This window comes from Kosakonia sp. H7A (genome assembly GCF_003028445.1).
GTDB lineage: Bacteria > Pseudomonadota > Gammaproteobacteria > Enterobacterales > Enterobacteriaceae > Kosakonia > Kosakonia radicincitans.
Genome location: NZ_PYTZ01000004.1, coordinates 103708 through 118132 on the forward strand (window position 1 = coordinate 103708; position 14425 = coordinate 118132).

Annotated in this window: 12 protein-coding genes; all 12 read right to left on the reverse strand. The window is 54.4% G+C overall.

Features of this window, described 5'->3' with window-relative positions:
• Positions 1 to 22 precede the first annotated feature (22 nt).
• The gene (gene mutT, locus CWM66_RS15605; protein ID WP_007373158.1) at positions 23 to 412 is read right to left on the reverse strand and encodes an 8-oxo-dGTP diphosphatase MutT; all 390 of its coding nucleotides are present in this window, start codon (positions 410 to 412) and stop codon (positions 23 to 25) included.
• A 59-nt stretch (positions 413 to 471) separates the two neighbouring features.
• Positions 472 to 3177 (reverse strand): preprotein translocase subunit SecA, encoded by a 2706-nt coding sequence (gene secA / locus CWM66_RS15610; RefSeq protein ID WP_007373157.1) that lies wholly within the window; start codon positions 3175 to 3177, stop codon positions 472 to 474.
• Between the two features lie 59 nt (positions 3178 to 3236).
• On the reverse strand, positions 3237 to 3743 hold the full coding sequence (secM, locus tag CWM66_RS15615) for a secA translation cis-regulator SecM (protein ID WP_199200049.1): 507 nt from the start codon (positions 3741 to 3743) through the stop codon (positions 3237 to 3239).
• Between the two features lie 279 nt (positions 3744 to 4022).
• On the reverse strand, positions 4023 to 4940 hold the full coding sequence (gene lpxC / locus CWM66_RS15620) for a UDP-3-O-acyl-N-acetylglucosamine deacetylase (protein WP_007373154.1): 918 nt from the start codon (positions 4938 to 4940) through the stop codon (positions 4023 to 4025).
• A gap of 100 nt (positions 4941 to 5040) precedes the next feature.
• Entirely contained in the window at positions 5041 to 6189 is a 1149-nt protein-coding gene (gene ftsZ / locus CWM66_RS15625) for a cell division protein FtsZ (protein ID WP_007373153.1), read from the reverse strand.
• A gap of 63 nt (positions 6190 to 6252) precedes the next feature.
• On the reverse strand, positions 6253 to 7509 hold the full coding sequence (gene ftsA / locus CWM66_RS15630; protein WP_007373152.1) for a cell division protein FtsA: 1257 nt from the start codon (positions 7507 to 7509) through the stop codon (positions 6253 to 6255).
• Positions 7506 to 8354 carry a cell division protein FtsQ gene (gene ftsQ / locus CWM66_RS15635; protein ID WP_107146874.1) on the reverse strand — a complete coding sequence of 283 codons (849 nt, stop codon included), beginning with the start codon at positions 8352 to 8354 and terminating at the stop codon, positions 7506 to 7508. The genes ftsA and ftsQ overlap by 4 nt, the downstream gene beginning before the upstream one ends.
• 1 nt (position 8355) lies before the next feature.
• Positions 8356 to 9276: a D-alanine--D-alanine ligase gene (locus tag CWM66_RS15640; protein WP_035886528.1), complete on the reverse strand. Its 921-nt coding sequence runs from the start codon at positions 9274 to 9276 to the stop codon at positions 8356 to 8358.
• Positions 9269 to 10744, reverse strand: a complete 1476-nt coding sequence (murC, locus tag CWM66_RS15645; protein ID WP_007373149.1) for a UDP-N-acetylmuramate--L-alanine ligase — start codon at positions 10742 to 10744, stop codon at positions 9269 to 9271. Before murC ends, CWM66_RS15640 begins: the two co-directional genes overlap by 8 nt.
• 55 nt (positions 10745 to 10799) lie before the next feature.
• Complete coding sequence (gene murG / locus CWM66_RS15650) at positions 10800 to 11867, reverse strand: undecaprenyldiphospho-muramoylpentapeptide beta-N-acetylglucosaminyltransferase (RefSeq protein ID WP_071920212.1); 1068 nt, start codon at positions 11865 to 11867, stop codon at positions 10800 to 10802.
• Entirely contained in the window at positions 11867 to 13108 is a 1242-nt protein-coding gene (gene ftsW, locus CWM66_RS15655) for a cell division protein FtsW (protein WP_007373147.1), read from the reverse strand. Before ftsW ends, murG begins: the two co-directional genes overlap by 1 nt.
• Positions 13108 to 14424: a UDP-N-acetylmuramoyl-L-alanine--D-glutamate ligase gene (murD, locus tag CWM66_RS15660; RefSeq protein ID WP_107146875.1), complete on the reverse strand. Its 1317-nt coding sequence runs from the start codon at positions 14422 to 14424 to the stop codon at positions 13108 to 13110. Before murD ends, ftsW begins: the two co-directional genes overlap by 1 nt.
• Position 14425: the final 1 nt, after the last annotated feature.

Consider the following 14425-nt stretch of genomic DNA (forward strand, 5'->3'; position numbering starts at 1 on the left):
GTTTTTGCCGCTGGCGCACCGCTTAACGCTGCGCCAGCCGGGTAATAATGGGTTCATTGGCCGGCGGGAAATCTTCCGCTTTCAGCATCTGTTGTGCTATCCATTCTCCCGGCTGCCCCTCTTTCCCCCATGGCTCCCCTTCCCAGCTCTCAACCAGCCAGAACCACAGCGTGATATGGCGATCGGGAAACTGATACTCCAGCTTGTCAAAGAGTGTTGCACTCAGCGGTGTAATACCGACTTCTTCCTGTAATTCACGGCTCATCGCCTGTTCCGGCGTTTCGCCCTCTTCTATTTTACCGCCCGGAAACTCCAGTTTATTCGCCATGTGTGCATCCGCAGCACGGCGCGTAATAAAGATTTCTCCTTGCGGGTTGCGAATGATCCCAACTGCGATGTTGAGTATTTTCATTAGGCAGGCTCCATAAAAAAGGCGCAGATATCTGCGCCTTTTACATTTTTATCAAAAGGTTATGCTAAACGGCCGTGGCACTGTTTGTATTTTTTACCCGAACCGCAAGGGCATGGATCGTTACGACCCACTTTACGCTCGCCCGTCTGCGCAGCAAGTTCTGCGGCCGCTGCGGATTCATCATCCTGATGGCTCAGCTGTTGCATTTGCGCCAGACGCTCAGCCTCCTGGCGACGCTGCTGCTCCATCGCTTCCACCTCTTCCGGCATACGTACCTGCACCTTGCTCAGCGTGCTGATCACTTCATATTTCAGCGACTCCAGCATCGCTGCAAACATGGCGAAGGATTCGCGTTTGTACTCCTGCTTCGGATCTTTTTGCGCGTAGCCACGCAGATGGATACCCTGGCGCAGGTAATCCATGGCCGCCAGATGCTCTTTCCACAGGGAATCCAGCGTCTGCAACATCACGCCTTTTTCAAAGTGACGCATCATTTCCGCCCCTACCACGTCTTCTTTGCGCTGGTAAGTTTCAATGGCGTTCTGCAGGATGCGCTCGCGCAGCGTCTCTTCATGCAGATCCGGCTCTTTATCCAGCCATTCCGCAATCGGCAGATCGAGATCGAAATCGTTTTTCAGGCGTTCCTGCAGACCCGGGATGTCCCACATCTCTTCCAGAGACTGCGGCGGAATATGCGCGTCGATAGTAGCCTTGAAAACGTCCTCGCGAATGCTGTTGATGGTTTCGCTCACATCAGACACATCCAGCAGTTCGTTACGCTGGGTATAAATAGCACGGCGCTGATCGTTGGCAACATCATCATATTCCAGCAGCTGCTTACGAATATCGAAGTTGCGGCTTTCCACTTTGCGCTGCGCGTTGGCAATCGCCTTCGTAACCCACGGGTGCTCAATCGCTTCGCCCGGTTTCATTCCCAGCTTACGCATCATGCCGGAAACGCGATCGGAGGCGAAAATACGCATCAGCGCATCTTCCATGGAGAGGTAGAAACGGGAAGAACCGGCATCGCCCTGACGACCGGAACGACCACGCAACTGGTTATCGATACGACGAGATTCGTGACGCTCAGTACCGATAATGTGCAGGCCGCCTGAGGCCAGTACGGCATCATGGCGTACCTGCCAGTCCGCTTTCACTTTTGCGATTTGCTCTTCGGTCGGATTTTCAATCTCAGCCAGTTCTGCCTGCCAGCTACCGCCCAGCATGATATCCGTACCACGGCCCGCCATGTTGGTAGCAATGGTTACCGTGCCAGGATAACCCGCCTGAGCAACGATATCCGCCTCTTTGGCGTGGAATTTGGCGTTCAGCACGTTGTGCTTGATACCTGCTTTGGTCAGTTCCTGAGAGACAACCTCTGATTTTTCAATGGAGATAGTCCCCACCAGTACCGGCTGCCCCTTGGCAGTACGCTCTTTAATATCTTCGATAATGGCCTGGATTTTTTCCGCTTCGGTCATGTAGACCAGATCCGCCATATCTTTACGGATCATTGGGCGGTTTGTCGGCACAACAACCGTATCCAGTTTGTAAATGGAGCTGAATTCAAATGCTTCGGTATCTGCCGTACCGGTCATACCGGCCAGTTTTTCATACAAACGGAAATAGTTCTGGAAGGTAATGGAAGCCAGCGTCTGGTTTTCATTCTGGATTTCCACGCCTTCTTTGGCTTCAACAGCCTGATGCAGACCGTCAGACCAGCGACGCCCCTGCATGGTACGACCGGTGTGTTCATCAACGATGATCACTTCGCCATCTTTAACAATGTAATCCACATCGCGGGTGAACAGTGCATGAGCACGCAACGCTGCGGTGACGTGGTGCATCAGCATAATATTGGCCGGGGAGTAGAGTGACTCGCCCTCATCCATGATGCCTTCTTTTACCAGCAGCTCTTCAATCAGCACCAGGCCGCGTTCGGTCAACGTTACCTGACGCGCTTTCTCATCCACCGAGAAGTGGCCTTCGCCCTGGAAAGTGTCAGAATCCTCTTTCTCCTGGCGAACCAGGTAAGGAATGATTTTGTTCACTTTTTTGTAGAGCTCAGAACTGTCTTCCGCAGGCCCAGAGATGATCAGCGGGGTACGCGCTTCATCGATGAGGATGGAGTCAACCTCATCCACCAGCGCATAGTGCAGTTTACGCTGTACGCGCTCTTCAGGGCTGAACGCCATGTTATCGCGCAGGTAGTCAAAGCCGTATTCGTTGTTGGTGCCGTAGGTAATATCGGCAGCGTAAGCTTCACGCTTGGCAACAGCAGGCATACCAGGCAGGTTAATACCGACTGTCAGGCCGAGGAACTCAAACAATGGACGGTTGTTTTCGGCATCGCGCTGCGCCAGATAGTCGTTCACCGTCACAACGTGAACACCTTTACCGCTCAGGGCATTCAGGTAAGCCGGCAGCGTCGCAGTCAGGGTTTTACCTTCACCAGTACGCATCTCCGCGATGCAGCGATCGTTCAGTACCATACCGCCCAACAACTGTACGTCAAAGTGGCGCATGCCAAACACGCGCTTGCTCGCTTCGCGAACCACTGCAAAAGCTTCAGGCAGCAGATTATCTACCGCCTCACCTTTTTCCAGACGGGCGCGAAACTCCGCGGTTTTACCTTTCAGCTCTTCATCACTGAGCTGCTCCATGGCCGGTTCCATGGCATTGATCTGGGCGACAACTTTACGCATGCGACGCAATGTACGATCGTTGCGGCTACCGAATACTTTCGTTAATAATTTGATTAGCATAATAAAAATCTCAAACGCTCCGCTCAGCGGAACTAAAAAATGGATAAAAGGCTCTTTTTTTAGCTGAAGCGTTGAGGGCCTGCGCGAATACCCTGCACCTGGCTCACCCAGGCGGGCACACTAAACGCGGCTTGCGGCATAGAAGGGATATAAACAGCCAGGCGGACAATCGTCGGCGGCTTGCTTTCCAGCATCAGCAGTGCGCTGAGCGAATCCAACAATGCCAGATGATGCGCCTGAATGGGCGATGGCTCTTCCGTTGCTACAGGTAGCGCCTGAGGCGCCATAGCGAACGAAAGATGACGAATCACGGTACGAATGGCGTGTTGATGCCAGTAATCGACAGTGAAGTTCGGGCGTCGTTTCGCTTCCAGCAAGGAGAAACTGGTGAAATTGACGCTATTGACGCCATCGTGATTGCGAGTCGTTTCACGCGCAGGCTGATGTGACTCAGCGCTACTGGCAAATGCAGGCAAGCCAAAACTCGCCGCGACCATCCCTAATAAGAGATGCGGCCAGAAGTAGCGTCTACCAAATTGTCGCCAGCACGTCAGTATTCCGTTCACCTGCTCCACCCAAAAATCACGCTTGTCCGATTTTGCTTCTGTCGGTGCCATTTTGCGCCCAAATCTTACCACTAAAGCCGCCAGCACCGCAGTAGTATTCAGGCTTCAGAAGGGCGAAATTGACCAGGAAAGCAGCAAACACACCGCTCAAAGCGAAAAAAGAGAAAGTTCTACATCAAAGCGGGAGAAAGGCCTGGTGGGAAAAAAGAAATAAAAATCGACTGGTTTCCCTGACCGGAGAGAGTGCCAGGTTAACCAGTCGATTTTGTGGTTATGGCGTTATGCCAGAACCGTTGACGGTGCTTTAAATGCCAGCGGCAATTCGGCGTCGTCTTCGAAGGTCACATATTCCCAGGCTTCCTGTTTTGCCAGAACAGCCTGCAACAGTTTGTTATTTAATGCGTGACCGGATTTATATGCGGTAAACGCACCAATGATATTGTGACCACACATGAACAAGTCGCCGATTGCATCCAGCATTTTATGGCGAACAAATTCATCTTCGAAACGCAGTCCGTCTTCGTTCAGTACGCGATAATCGTCAACTACGATGGCACAATCGAAGCTACCGCCCAGGCAGAGTCCGCGAGACTGGAGGTATTCGATATCACGCATGAAACCGAAGGTACGCGCACGACTAATCTGGCGCATAAATGCGTCGGCAGAGAAGTTCATCGCATAGCGTTGAGTGCTTGCATCAATCGCAGGGTGGTTAAAATCGATGGTAAAGTCGAGCGTGAAACCGTTGTGTGGTTTGAACTCAGCCCATTTATCACCGTCTTCAACGCGCACCGTATCTTTGATACGAACGAATTTTTTGGCGCTGTTAAGCTCTTCGATCCCTGCATCCAGCAGCAGATAAACGAAAGGTGCAGCACTGCCATCCATAATGGGAATTTCCGGCGCATCGACTTCAACAATAATGTTGTCGATACCCAGCCCCGCCAGAGCAGCATTTAAGTGCTCAACGGTGGAAATCCGCACGTCATGCTCGTTGACCAGACAAGTACAGAGCATAGTATCACGCACAGATTTAGCATCAGCCGGAAAATCTACCGGTGGATTCAAGTCAGTGCGACGATAGATGACCCCGGTATTTGCCGGCGCAGGGCGCAACGTCAGTGTGACTTTCTTGCCGGTATGTAAACCGACGCCAGTCGCCTGAACGATACGTTTAAGAGTCCTTTGTTTGATCATCGTATAATCTCGCCTTATTACCAATCCATCCGAAGTGTATAACACAATCGGTGGGGCAGTTTAGCACAAAGAGCGAAGAAGCCCAACTTCCAGTAAATTCTTAGTCCGCTTGCTTACGCAGGAACGCCGGAATATCCAGATAATCAGGTTCTTTAGTGGTTTGCGGCGTATTGTCGTTAACCACTTTCGCCGGTTTCTGCTCCTGTTGCATCGGTTGCATGCCGTGCTGCTGATAGCGATCCATCACTGGCTGCTGTGCCTGCTTGTTGGTCACCAGCGTAATTTCCGGACGTTTGTCCATGCCGATACCTGTCGCAACGACGGTCACACGCAGCTCATCGTTCATATCCGGATCAAGGGACGTACCGATAACCACAGTCGCGTTATCAGATGCGAAAGCTCGGATAGTGTTACCCACCGTTTCGAACTCATCCAGACGCAGGTCGAAGCCAGCAGTAATGTTAACCAGCACACCGCGAGCGCCAGAGAGATCAATATCTTCCAGCAGCGGGCTGGAAATCGCCATTTCTGCCGCTTCTTCCGCACGATCTTCACCGCTGGCCACACCGGAGCCCATCATCGCGTAGCCCATTTCGGACATTACAGTGCGCACGTCAGCGAAGTCAACGTTCATCAGACCCGGACGAGTAATCAGCTCAGCAATACCCTGCACAGCGCCTTTCAGTACATCGTTCGCTGCACCGAATGCATCGAGCAGAGAAATACCACGCCCAAGCACTTTCAGTAACTTGTCGTTCGGGATAGTAATCAGCGAGTCCACATGTTTGGACAGCTCAGTGATACCCTGCTCAGCAAACGCCATGCGCTTCTTGCCTTCGAAATTGAAAGGCTTGGTCACCACAGCAACCGTCAGGATACCTAAATCTTTAGCGACTTCGGCCACGACAGGAGCTGCACCCGTACCGGTACCGCCACCCATGCCTGCCGCGATAAAGACCATGTCAGCGCCTTCGAGCGCAGCGCGCAAGGCTTCACGATCTTCTTCAGCCGCATTGCGACCAACTTCAGGGTTTGCTCCAGCGCCCAGACCTTTGGTGATGCCACCGCCAATCTGAATGGTTTGCCCCACCGCCGTTTTACGCAACGCTTGCGCGTCGGTATTTACGGCGAAGAATTCAACACCCTCAATGCGCTCGCGCACCATATGCTCTACGGCGTTGCCACCGCCGCCACCGACGCCGATGACTTTAATCACCGCGTCGTTGGTTAATTCCATCGGTTCAAACATAATTTCTCTCCGTTTTGTGCCTGTCGCCTGAGACCGCTAATTTTCTGCGCTCTCTGAAAAAAATTAAAACTCTTTTCGCAGCCAGCTGTTGATTCGTTTGAACCATGACCCTACTGACGCGCGTTTTTCCACTTCTGCTTCACCACTGAGATGCGTCTCTTTTCCGTAGTGCAGCAACCCTACAGCCGTTGAGTAATACGGCTCCTGGGCATAATCGGTCAAGCCAGTAATGTTGAGCGGCGCACCAATACGCACTTGCGTATGGAAAACGCGCTGCGCGCAGGCCGCCAGGCCTTCCATCTGCGCAGCGCCGCCGGTCAACACAATCCCCGCCGCCAGGTGATGCTTTACACCCTGCTGGCGAAGCTGTTCCTGCAACTGCAAAATCTCATCGTTAACCAGATTGAGCAACTCGGTATAGCGAGGCTCAATCACGTCTGCCAGCGTCTGACGCTGCAGACTGCGCGGCGGACGACCGCCCACGCTGGGTACTTCAACGCTCTCATCTTTGCCGACTAACGATCCCAACGCACAACCGTGGCGAACTTTGATCGCCTCTGCATCACTGGGCGGCGTACCGAAAGCGTAAGCAATATCGCTGGTGACCACATTCCCTGCATAAGGGATCACTTTGGTGTGGCGCAGCGCGCCGCCAGTGTAGACCGCCATGTCCATTGTACCACCACCGATGTCAACAACGCAGACGCCCAGTTCTCGTTCGTCTTCCGTCAACACCGAATAGCTGGAAGCCAGTCCGGCGAAAATAAGTTGGTCAACTTTTAACCCACATCGTTCAACGGCTTTAACGATGTTTTTTGCCATATCGTTATGGCAAGTAATCAAATGTACTTTTGCCTGCATACGCACACCAGACAACCCAACCGGGTTTTTGATCCCTTCCTGGTAGTCAATTGCGTACTCCTGCGGAATCACATGCAGAACACGGTGTTCATCGCGTACACGCACCGATTTGGCGGTATGCACAACGTTCTCCACATCCTCCTGCGTCACTTCCTCTTCCGAAATCGGCACCATCCCAATTTCGTTCTGGCAGCTAATGTGCTTCCCCGAAAGTGCCAGGTAGACAGAAGAGATCTGGCAATCCGCCATCAATTCAGCCTGATCGATAGCGCGCTGTACGCATTTCACTACCGATTCCAGATCGTTCACTCCGCCTTTATCCATACCACGAGACGGGCAACTGCCCACGCCAATGATATTCACAATACCGTCGGGCAGAACTTCCCCTACTAAAGCGGCTACCTTCGCGGTGCCAATCTCCAGTCCAACCACCAGTTTTCTGTCCGTCGCCTTGATCATTGTTGCTCTGCCTGTGCCTGATTCTGTTGTGCCTGATTTTGCTGCTGATTCGGTTCCTGAACAGGGGCTGCTTTCCAGCCTACAGCCGCGCCTGAGTCATAGCGTAAATCCACGTAACTGATCGTTTTACCGTCCGTTTGCGCCTGTTGCAGCAGAACCGGGTAGAGTTCCACGAAGCGCGCCAGGCGTTTCATTGTATCGCCACGACCCAGGTTGAGCCTGATGTCGTTAGTCAGCGTGACCTGCCATGAACGTCGCGCCGTCATCGCCGCTTCTTTTAACGTGAATTTATCCTTCGCCAACAATTGCCCCATATCGCGGTAGCCTTGCAATACTTCGCTTTCACTGCCTTCAGGGCCATACAACATGGGCAAAACCTGCTTACTGGTTCGTTCGGACGGCACGCTGAACGCATTACCGTCGGCATCGACCATATGCTGATCATTCCACCGCGCAATCGGCACGTATTCAACCAGATGAATCTTCAATTCGTCTGGCCACTGCTTTCTGACGCTTGCCTGTTTTATCCAGGGCAGACGCTCTATCTGACTCTGAATAATATTGACGTCCTGGGTCATAAAGGTGCCGGGTGCCCCCAGCGCCAAAATAGACTGACGAATATCATCATTACGGGTGTAATGACGATCGCCCGTCACCACCAGCTTCGACAACGGCAAGCGTTGTGCATCATCCATCCAACCCAAAACCACCCAGCCGCTAACAAACACGGTGCACAGCACCGCCAGCAGGAACAAAATCCCTGCAAGACGCGTTCCATTGTTGCGGCGGGAGGCAGTTACGGCCTCCGCTTCGCGGTTTCGCGTGTTCAGCGCAGCCTGTGACATATCACTCCGCCAGATCCAGAATGCGAACAACAAGTTGTGAGAAGCTCAAACCCGCCTGGCGCGCAGCCATCGGCACCAGGCTGTGGCTCGTCATCCCAGGCGATGTATTCGCTTCCAACAAATAAAACTGACCGTCGCTATCCAGCATGGCATCAATTCGTCCCCAGCCACGGCAACCTAAAAGACGCCATGCTTTCAATACCAGGGACTGTAATGCCGCCTCTCGCTCCACTTCCAGACCTGAAGGGCAGAAATATTTTGTCTCATCAGAGAGATACTTCGCCTCATAATCATAGAAGATTCCCGCTGGCTGGATACGTATAGACGGTAAAATTTCGTTCCCAAGCAGCGCTACGGTAAATTCCGGGCCACTTAGCCATTTTTCGATCAGAACTTCATCATCATGTTGAAACGCAAGCGCTAACGCCGCATGCAGATCTTCACTTTTCTCTACCTTCGACATCCCAACGCTGGAGCCTTCACGACTGGGCTTGACAATAACAGGTAACCCCAGTTCATCAATGCGTTGAATATCGTCAAAACTTAGGCCTGATTCAAACTCACTGCGTTCGAGCGCGACCCATGGTGCAACCGGTAATCCGGCGCCCTGCCACAACAATTTGCTGCGCAGTTTATCCATGGAGATCGCGGATGCCATAACGCCGCTGCCGGTATAAGGCATATCGATCAATTCAAGCAGCCCCTGCAAGGTGCCGTCTTCGCCGCCGCGACCATGCAAAGCAATAAATGCTTTGCTAAAACCCATCTCTTTCAGGCGGGTGACATCCACATCACGCGGATCCACGCCGTGCGCATCCACTCCGCCTTCCCGCAAACCCACCAGCACCGCTGCACCGGAATTAAGCGAAACTTCACGCTCGGCGGAGGTTCCGCCCAGCAGAACCGCTACTTTCTCAGCCACGGCGCTCCTCCTCAGTGCTCTGCGATTTCAGTTTGCTCTCAGCCAGGCTGCGGGCAATCTTGCCGATATTCCCAGCTCCCTGAATCAGGATCAGGTCATTACCGGTCAGTACCGGCGCCAGCATCGCCGCAACCTGTGCCGGATCGGACACGAGGATCGGATCAATTTTGCCGCGTCCGCGAATAGTACGGCACAGCGAACGGCTGTCAGCGCCCGGGATAGCTGCTTCGCCAGCCGGATAAACCTCCAGCATCAGCAGAGAATCGACCTGCGTCAGTACATTGGCGAAATCGTCGTACAAGTCGCGAGTACGGGTAAAACGGTGCGGCTGAAACAGCATGACCAGGTTTTTATCCGGCCAGCCCGCACGTGCTGCTTTAATCGTGGCATCCACTTCTGTCGGGTGATGACCATAGTCATCCACCAGCATGGCGGTACCGCTTTTGCCATTCACCGCTTCCAGCGGGAATTCACCAAGGAAATCAAAACGGCGCCCGGTGCCCTGGAAACTTTCCAGCGCGCGAAGGATCGCTTCATCTTCGATCCCCTCTTCTGTCGCTACTGCTACCGCCGCCGCCGCGTTCAACGCATTGTGGCGGCCTGGCGCATTCAGCGTGACACGCAGTTCCGGTTTATCCTGGCGCACCAAAGTGAAGTGCCCCTGCGGCCCGACCTGGCGATAATTTTCTACACGAACATCAGCATCATCGCTAAATCCGTACGTCGTCGTCTGACGCCCCACGCGCGGCAGCAATTCCCGGATAACCGGATCGTCCACACACATTACCGCACGGCCGTAGAACGGCAGGTTGTGCAGGAAGTTGATAAACGTCGTTTTTAAATTCTCGAAGTCGCCATGGTAGGTATCCATGTGATCGGCTTCGATATTGGTGACAATGGCCACCATCGGTTGCAGATGCAGGAATGAGGCGTCGCTCTCATCAGCTTCTGCAATCAGGTAACGGCTGTGCCCCAGGCGCGCATGCACCCCGGCGGCTTTCACCAGCCCACCGTTAACAAAAGTCGGGTCCAGCCCGGCTTCTGCGTAAATACTGGCCACCATCGCAGTCGTGGTAGTTTTGCCATGAGTACCGGCAATCGCGATGCCATGACGGAAACGCATCAGTTCAGCCAGCATCTCCGCACGGCGGATAACTGGAATACGCGCTTCATGCGCCGCAACAATTTCAGGGTTATCGGCAGATATGGCGCTGGAGACCACAACAACACTGGCATCGCTCACATTTTCCGGGCGATGATGGAAATAAATAGTGGCACCGAGCGACGCCAACTGCTGCGTCACTGGGTTTGGCGCCAGGTCGGAACCGCTAATCTGGTAGCCTTCATTGGCCAGCACTTCGGCAATACCGCCCATGCCAGCACCGCCAATGCCGACAAAGTGAATGTGCCGGACACGTCGCATCTCGGGCACAATTGAACGCAGTTTCGCCAGTTCTTGTGTATTCATTCTCTAAACGCCATCGACTACTTAAATTTGCGCGACGCCAACGCGCCGCCAGTATTTACGCCTGAGCTGCCAGGCTGACTTCATTCGCCACGCGCTCGGTGGCATCCGGGATGGCCGCCGCGCGTGCGCGTTCCGCCATCGCCAGTAATGCTTCGCGATCCCACCCCGCCAACGTCGCTGCTACCGCATCAACGGTGAACTGCGGCTGTTCGAGGATCTTCGCAGCACCCGCTTTTTCCAGCGGTAATGCATTCCAGTACTGCTGACGATCTTTGTGCTGGAAAGGTACAAACAGCGCCGGTAAACCTGCGGCTGCGATTTCGCTGACCGTCAGCGCGCCTGAACGGCACACCACCACATCCGCCCACGCGTAGGCTTGCGCCATATCGTCAATAAATTCCGTCACTTTATGCTGCGGTTCGCCCGCGGCGGCATATGCTTGCTCAACATCCTGTTGCGCGCCTTTACCGCTCTGATGCCAGATGGTCACAGCATTGCCCAGCTTCGCCGCGACCTGCGGCATCGTCTGGTTCAGCACGCGCGCACCCTGCGAGCCGCCAACGACCAGCACGCGAACCGGCCCTTCACGGCCAGGTAAACGCTCCTGCGGTAGCGGCAGTGCCAGCACATCGATGCGCACCGGGTTTCCAACGACTTCCGCTTTTGGAAACGCACCGGGAAACGCCTGCATCACTTTGGTGGCGATTTTCGCCAGCCATTTATTTGTCAACCCGGCAATCCCGTTCTGCTCATGGAGCACTACCGGAATACCGAGCGACCAGGCAGCCAGCCCGCCAGGACCAGAGACATAACCGCCCATCCCCAGCACCACATCCGGCTTAAAGCGCTGCATGATGGCGCGAGCCTGTCGCCAGGCGTTAAAAATACGTACCGGAGCCAACAACTGCGCTTTGATCCCTTTGCCACGCAGGCCGGAGATACGGATAAAATCGATCTCGATACCGTGTTTGGGCACCAGATCGGCTTCCATGCGATCGGCGGTTCCGAGCCAGCGCACTTGCCAGCCCTGATCCATCAAATGGTGCGCAACTGCAAGCCCGGGGAAGACATGCCCGCCGGTACCGCCCGCCATCACCATTAACCGCTTTGGTTGACCACTCATCACAAACCTCGTGTAAACGCCTGGGCTTTTTCCAGACGCGTTTCATAATCTATGCGTAGCAGCAGCGTAATCGCCACTGACATAATCAGTAAGCTGGAACCACCGTAACTGATAAGCGGCAGAGTCAGCCCTTTGGTCGGCAGCATACCTGCCGCCGCACCGACATTAACCAGAGCCTGGAAGCTAAACCAGATACCAATCGAGCAGGCCAGGAAACCAGAGAAACGATGATCGATTTCCAGCGCTTTTCGCCCGATGGACATGGCGCGGAAAGCGACGAAGAATACCATTAAAAGTGCCACTACCACACCGATATAACCGAGTTCCTCCCCGATAATGGAGAAGATAAAGTCCGTATGTGCTTCAGGCAGATACTCCAGCTTCTGTATCGAATTTCCAAGCCCTTGCCCCCACAGCTCACCGCGACCAAATGCCATCAGCGACTGTGTTAACTGATAACCGCTACCGAAGGGATCTTCCCACGGGTTCCAGAAAGAGGTTACGCGGCGAATACGATACGGTTCGGCGAGGATCAGCAGCACAACCGCTGAAATCCCCATACCGATGATGGCGATGAACTGCCACAGTTTCGCCCCGGCAAGGAACAACATCGCCAGCGTGGTGATAAACAGCACCACCACCGTACCGAGGTCCGGCTGCGCCAACAGCAGAACCGCCAGCACCAGGATCACGCCCATCGGTTTGAGGAAGCCGCGCAGGTTATTACGCACTTCGTCCACCTTACGTACCAGGTAGTTAGCCAGGTAACAGAACAGCGACAACTTGGTGAACTCCGCTGGCTGAAAGCGCATGACTCCGAGGTCGATCCAGCGAGAGGCTCCGTTGATCGAGCTACCAACCACCAGTACCACCAGCAGCATAATGATCGCGGCGATCAACATCGCCGAGCTGTATTTCTGCCAGAAATCCATCGGCAAACGCAGCGTGATCATCGACATACAAAACGCCAGGAACAGATACAGCGCATGACGCTTGGCAAAGAAGAAAGGATCGTCCGTCAGGCGTTGCCCTACCGGCATCGAAGCCGAGGTCACCATAATGAAACCGATCGCCGCCAGGCCCAGCGTCAACCACAACAACGTGCGGTCGTACATCACCAGACTGTCGGAATCTTTTTGCCGTGATCCCATAACCCAGCCTTTCAATGCCGTAAACAGCCATGCCAGGAGGCTAAATCCTGGCAGGCGCGGCATTCTCGGGCGTGGGAGCGTTAAACGCATCAGCCTAACTCCTGCGCCAGACGGGTAAAGACATCACCCCGTTGTTCGAAATTCTTGAACTGATCGAGGCTGGCGCAGGCTGGCGACAGCAGCACCATATCGCCCGGCTGCACGCGCGTGGCGATCAGACGCATTGCCTCTTCCATCGTTTCAACCTGATCGGCAATTTCCGGACGTAAATCCGCCAGCTCCCCACCATCGCGACCAAAGCAATAAAGACGAATACGATCGCCGCCGAGATAGCGCTTCAGCGGTGAGAAATCGGCAGATTTACCGTGCCCGCCCAACAAAAGATGCAGCGTACCGTCAACCTGCAAGCCGTTCAGCGCCGCCTCAGTGCTGCCGACGTTGGTCGCTTTCGAGTCGTTGATCCAGCGCACCCCGTTATGATCCAGCGCCAACTGGAAGCGGTGCGCCAGCCCGGTGAAGGTCGTCAGCGCCTTCAGGCTGCTTGCCCGCGGTAAACCAGCGGCATCTGCTAGCGCCAACGCCGCCAGCGCGTTGGTATAGTTGTGCTGGCCACTCAGCTTCATCTCTTTAACGTTCAGAACCTTTTCACCTTTTACACGCAGCCAGGTTTCGCCCTGCTGGCGGTTCAGGTGATAGTCGCCGACGTCAACGCCGAAACTCACGCAGCGCTCATCAGCACCCCGCACCGGCATGGTCAGCGCATCATCCGCGTTGACCACACATACTTTCGCGTTTTCGTAAACGCGCAGTTTTGCGGCGCGATACTGTTGCAGCCCGAACGGATAACGATCCATATGATCTTCCGTCACGTTCAGGATGGTTGCCGCCGCCGCGTGCAGGCTGAAAGTGGTTTCCAGTTGGAAGCTGGAAAGCTCCAGCACATAGAGCTCGCGGGCTTCATCAAGCAGCATCAACGCAGGCAGGCCAATATTGCCGCCAACGCCTACATTAACGCCTGCCGCCTCTGCCATTTCACCCACCAGTTTGGTGACGGTGCTTTTACCGTTTGAACCGGTAATCGCAATGACGGGCGCTTGTGCTTCGCGACAGAAGAGTTCGATATCGCCGACGATCTCAACGCCAGCATCGGCTGCCGCGCTCAGAGAAGGATGCGCCAGTGCGATGCCAGGGCTTGCGACAATCAGGTCAGCCGCCAGCAACCAGTCATCATTGAGACTACCAAGATGGCGCTCTACCGTCTCCGGCAGCTTATCCAGCCCCGGTCGCGAAACGCGCGTGTCCATAACGCGTGGCGTAACGCCGCGCGCGAGGAAAAAGTCAACGCAGGAAAGACCTGTCAGACCCAGACCGATAATGACGACTTTTTTACCCTGGTAATCTGCCATA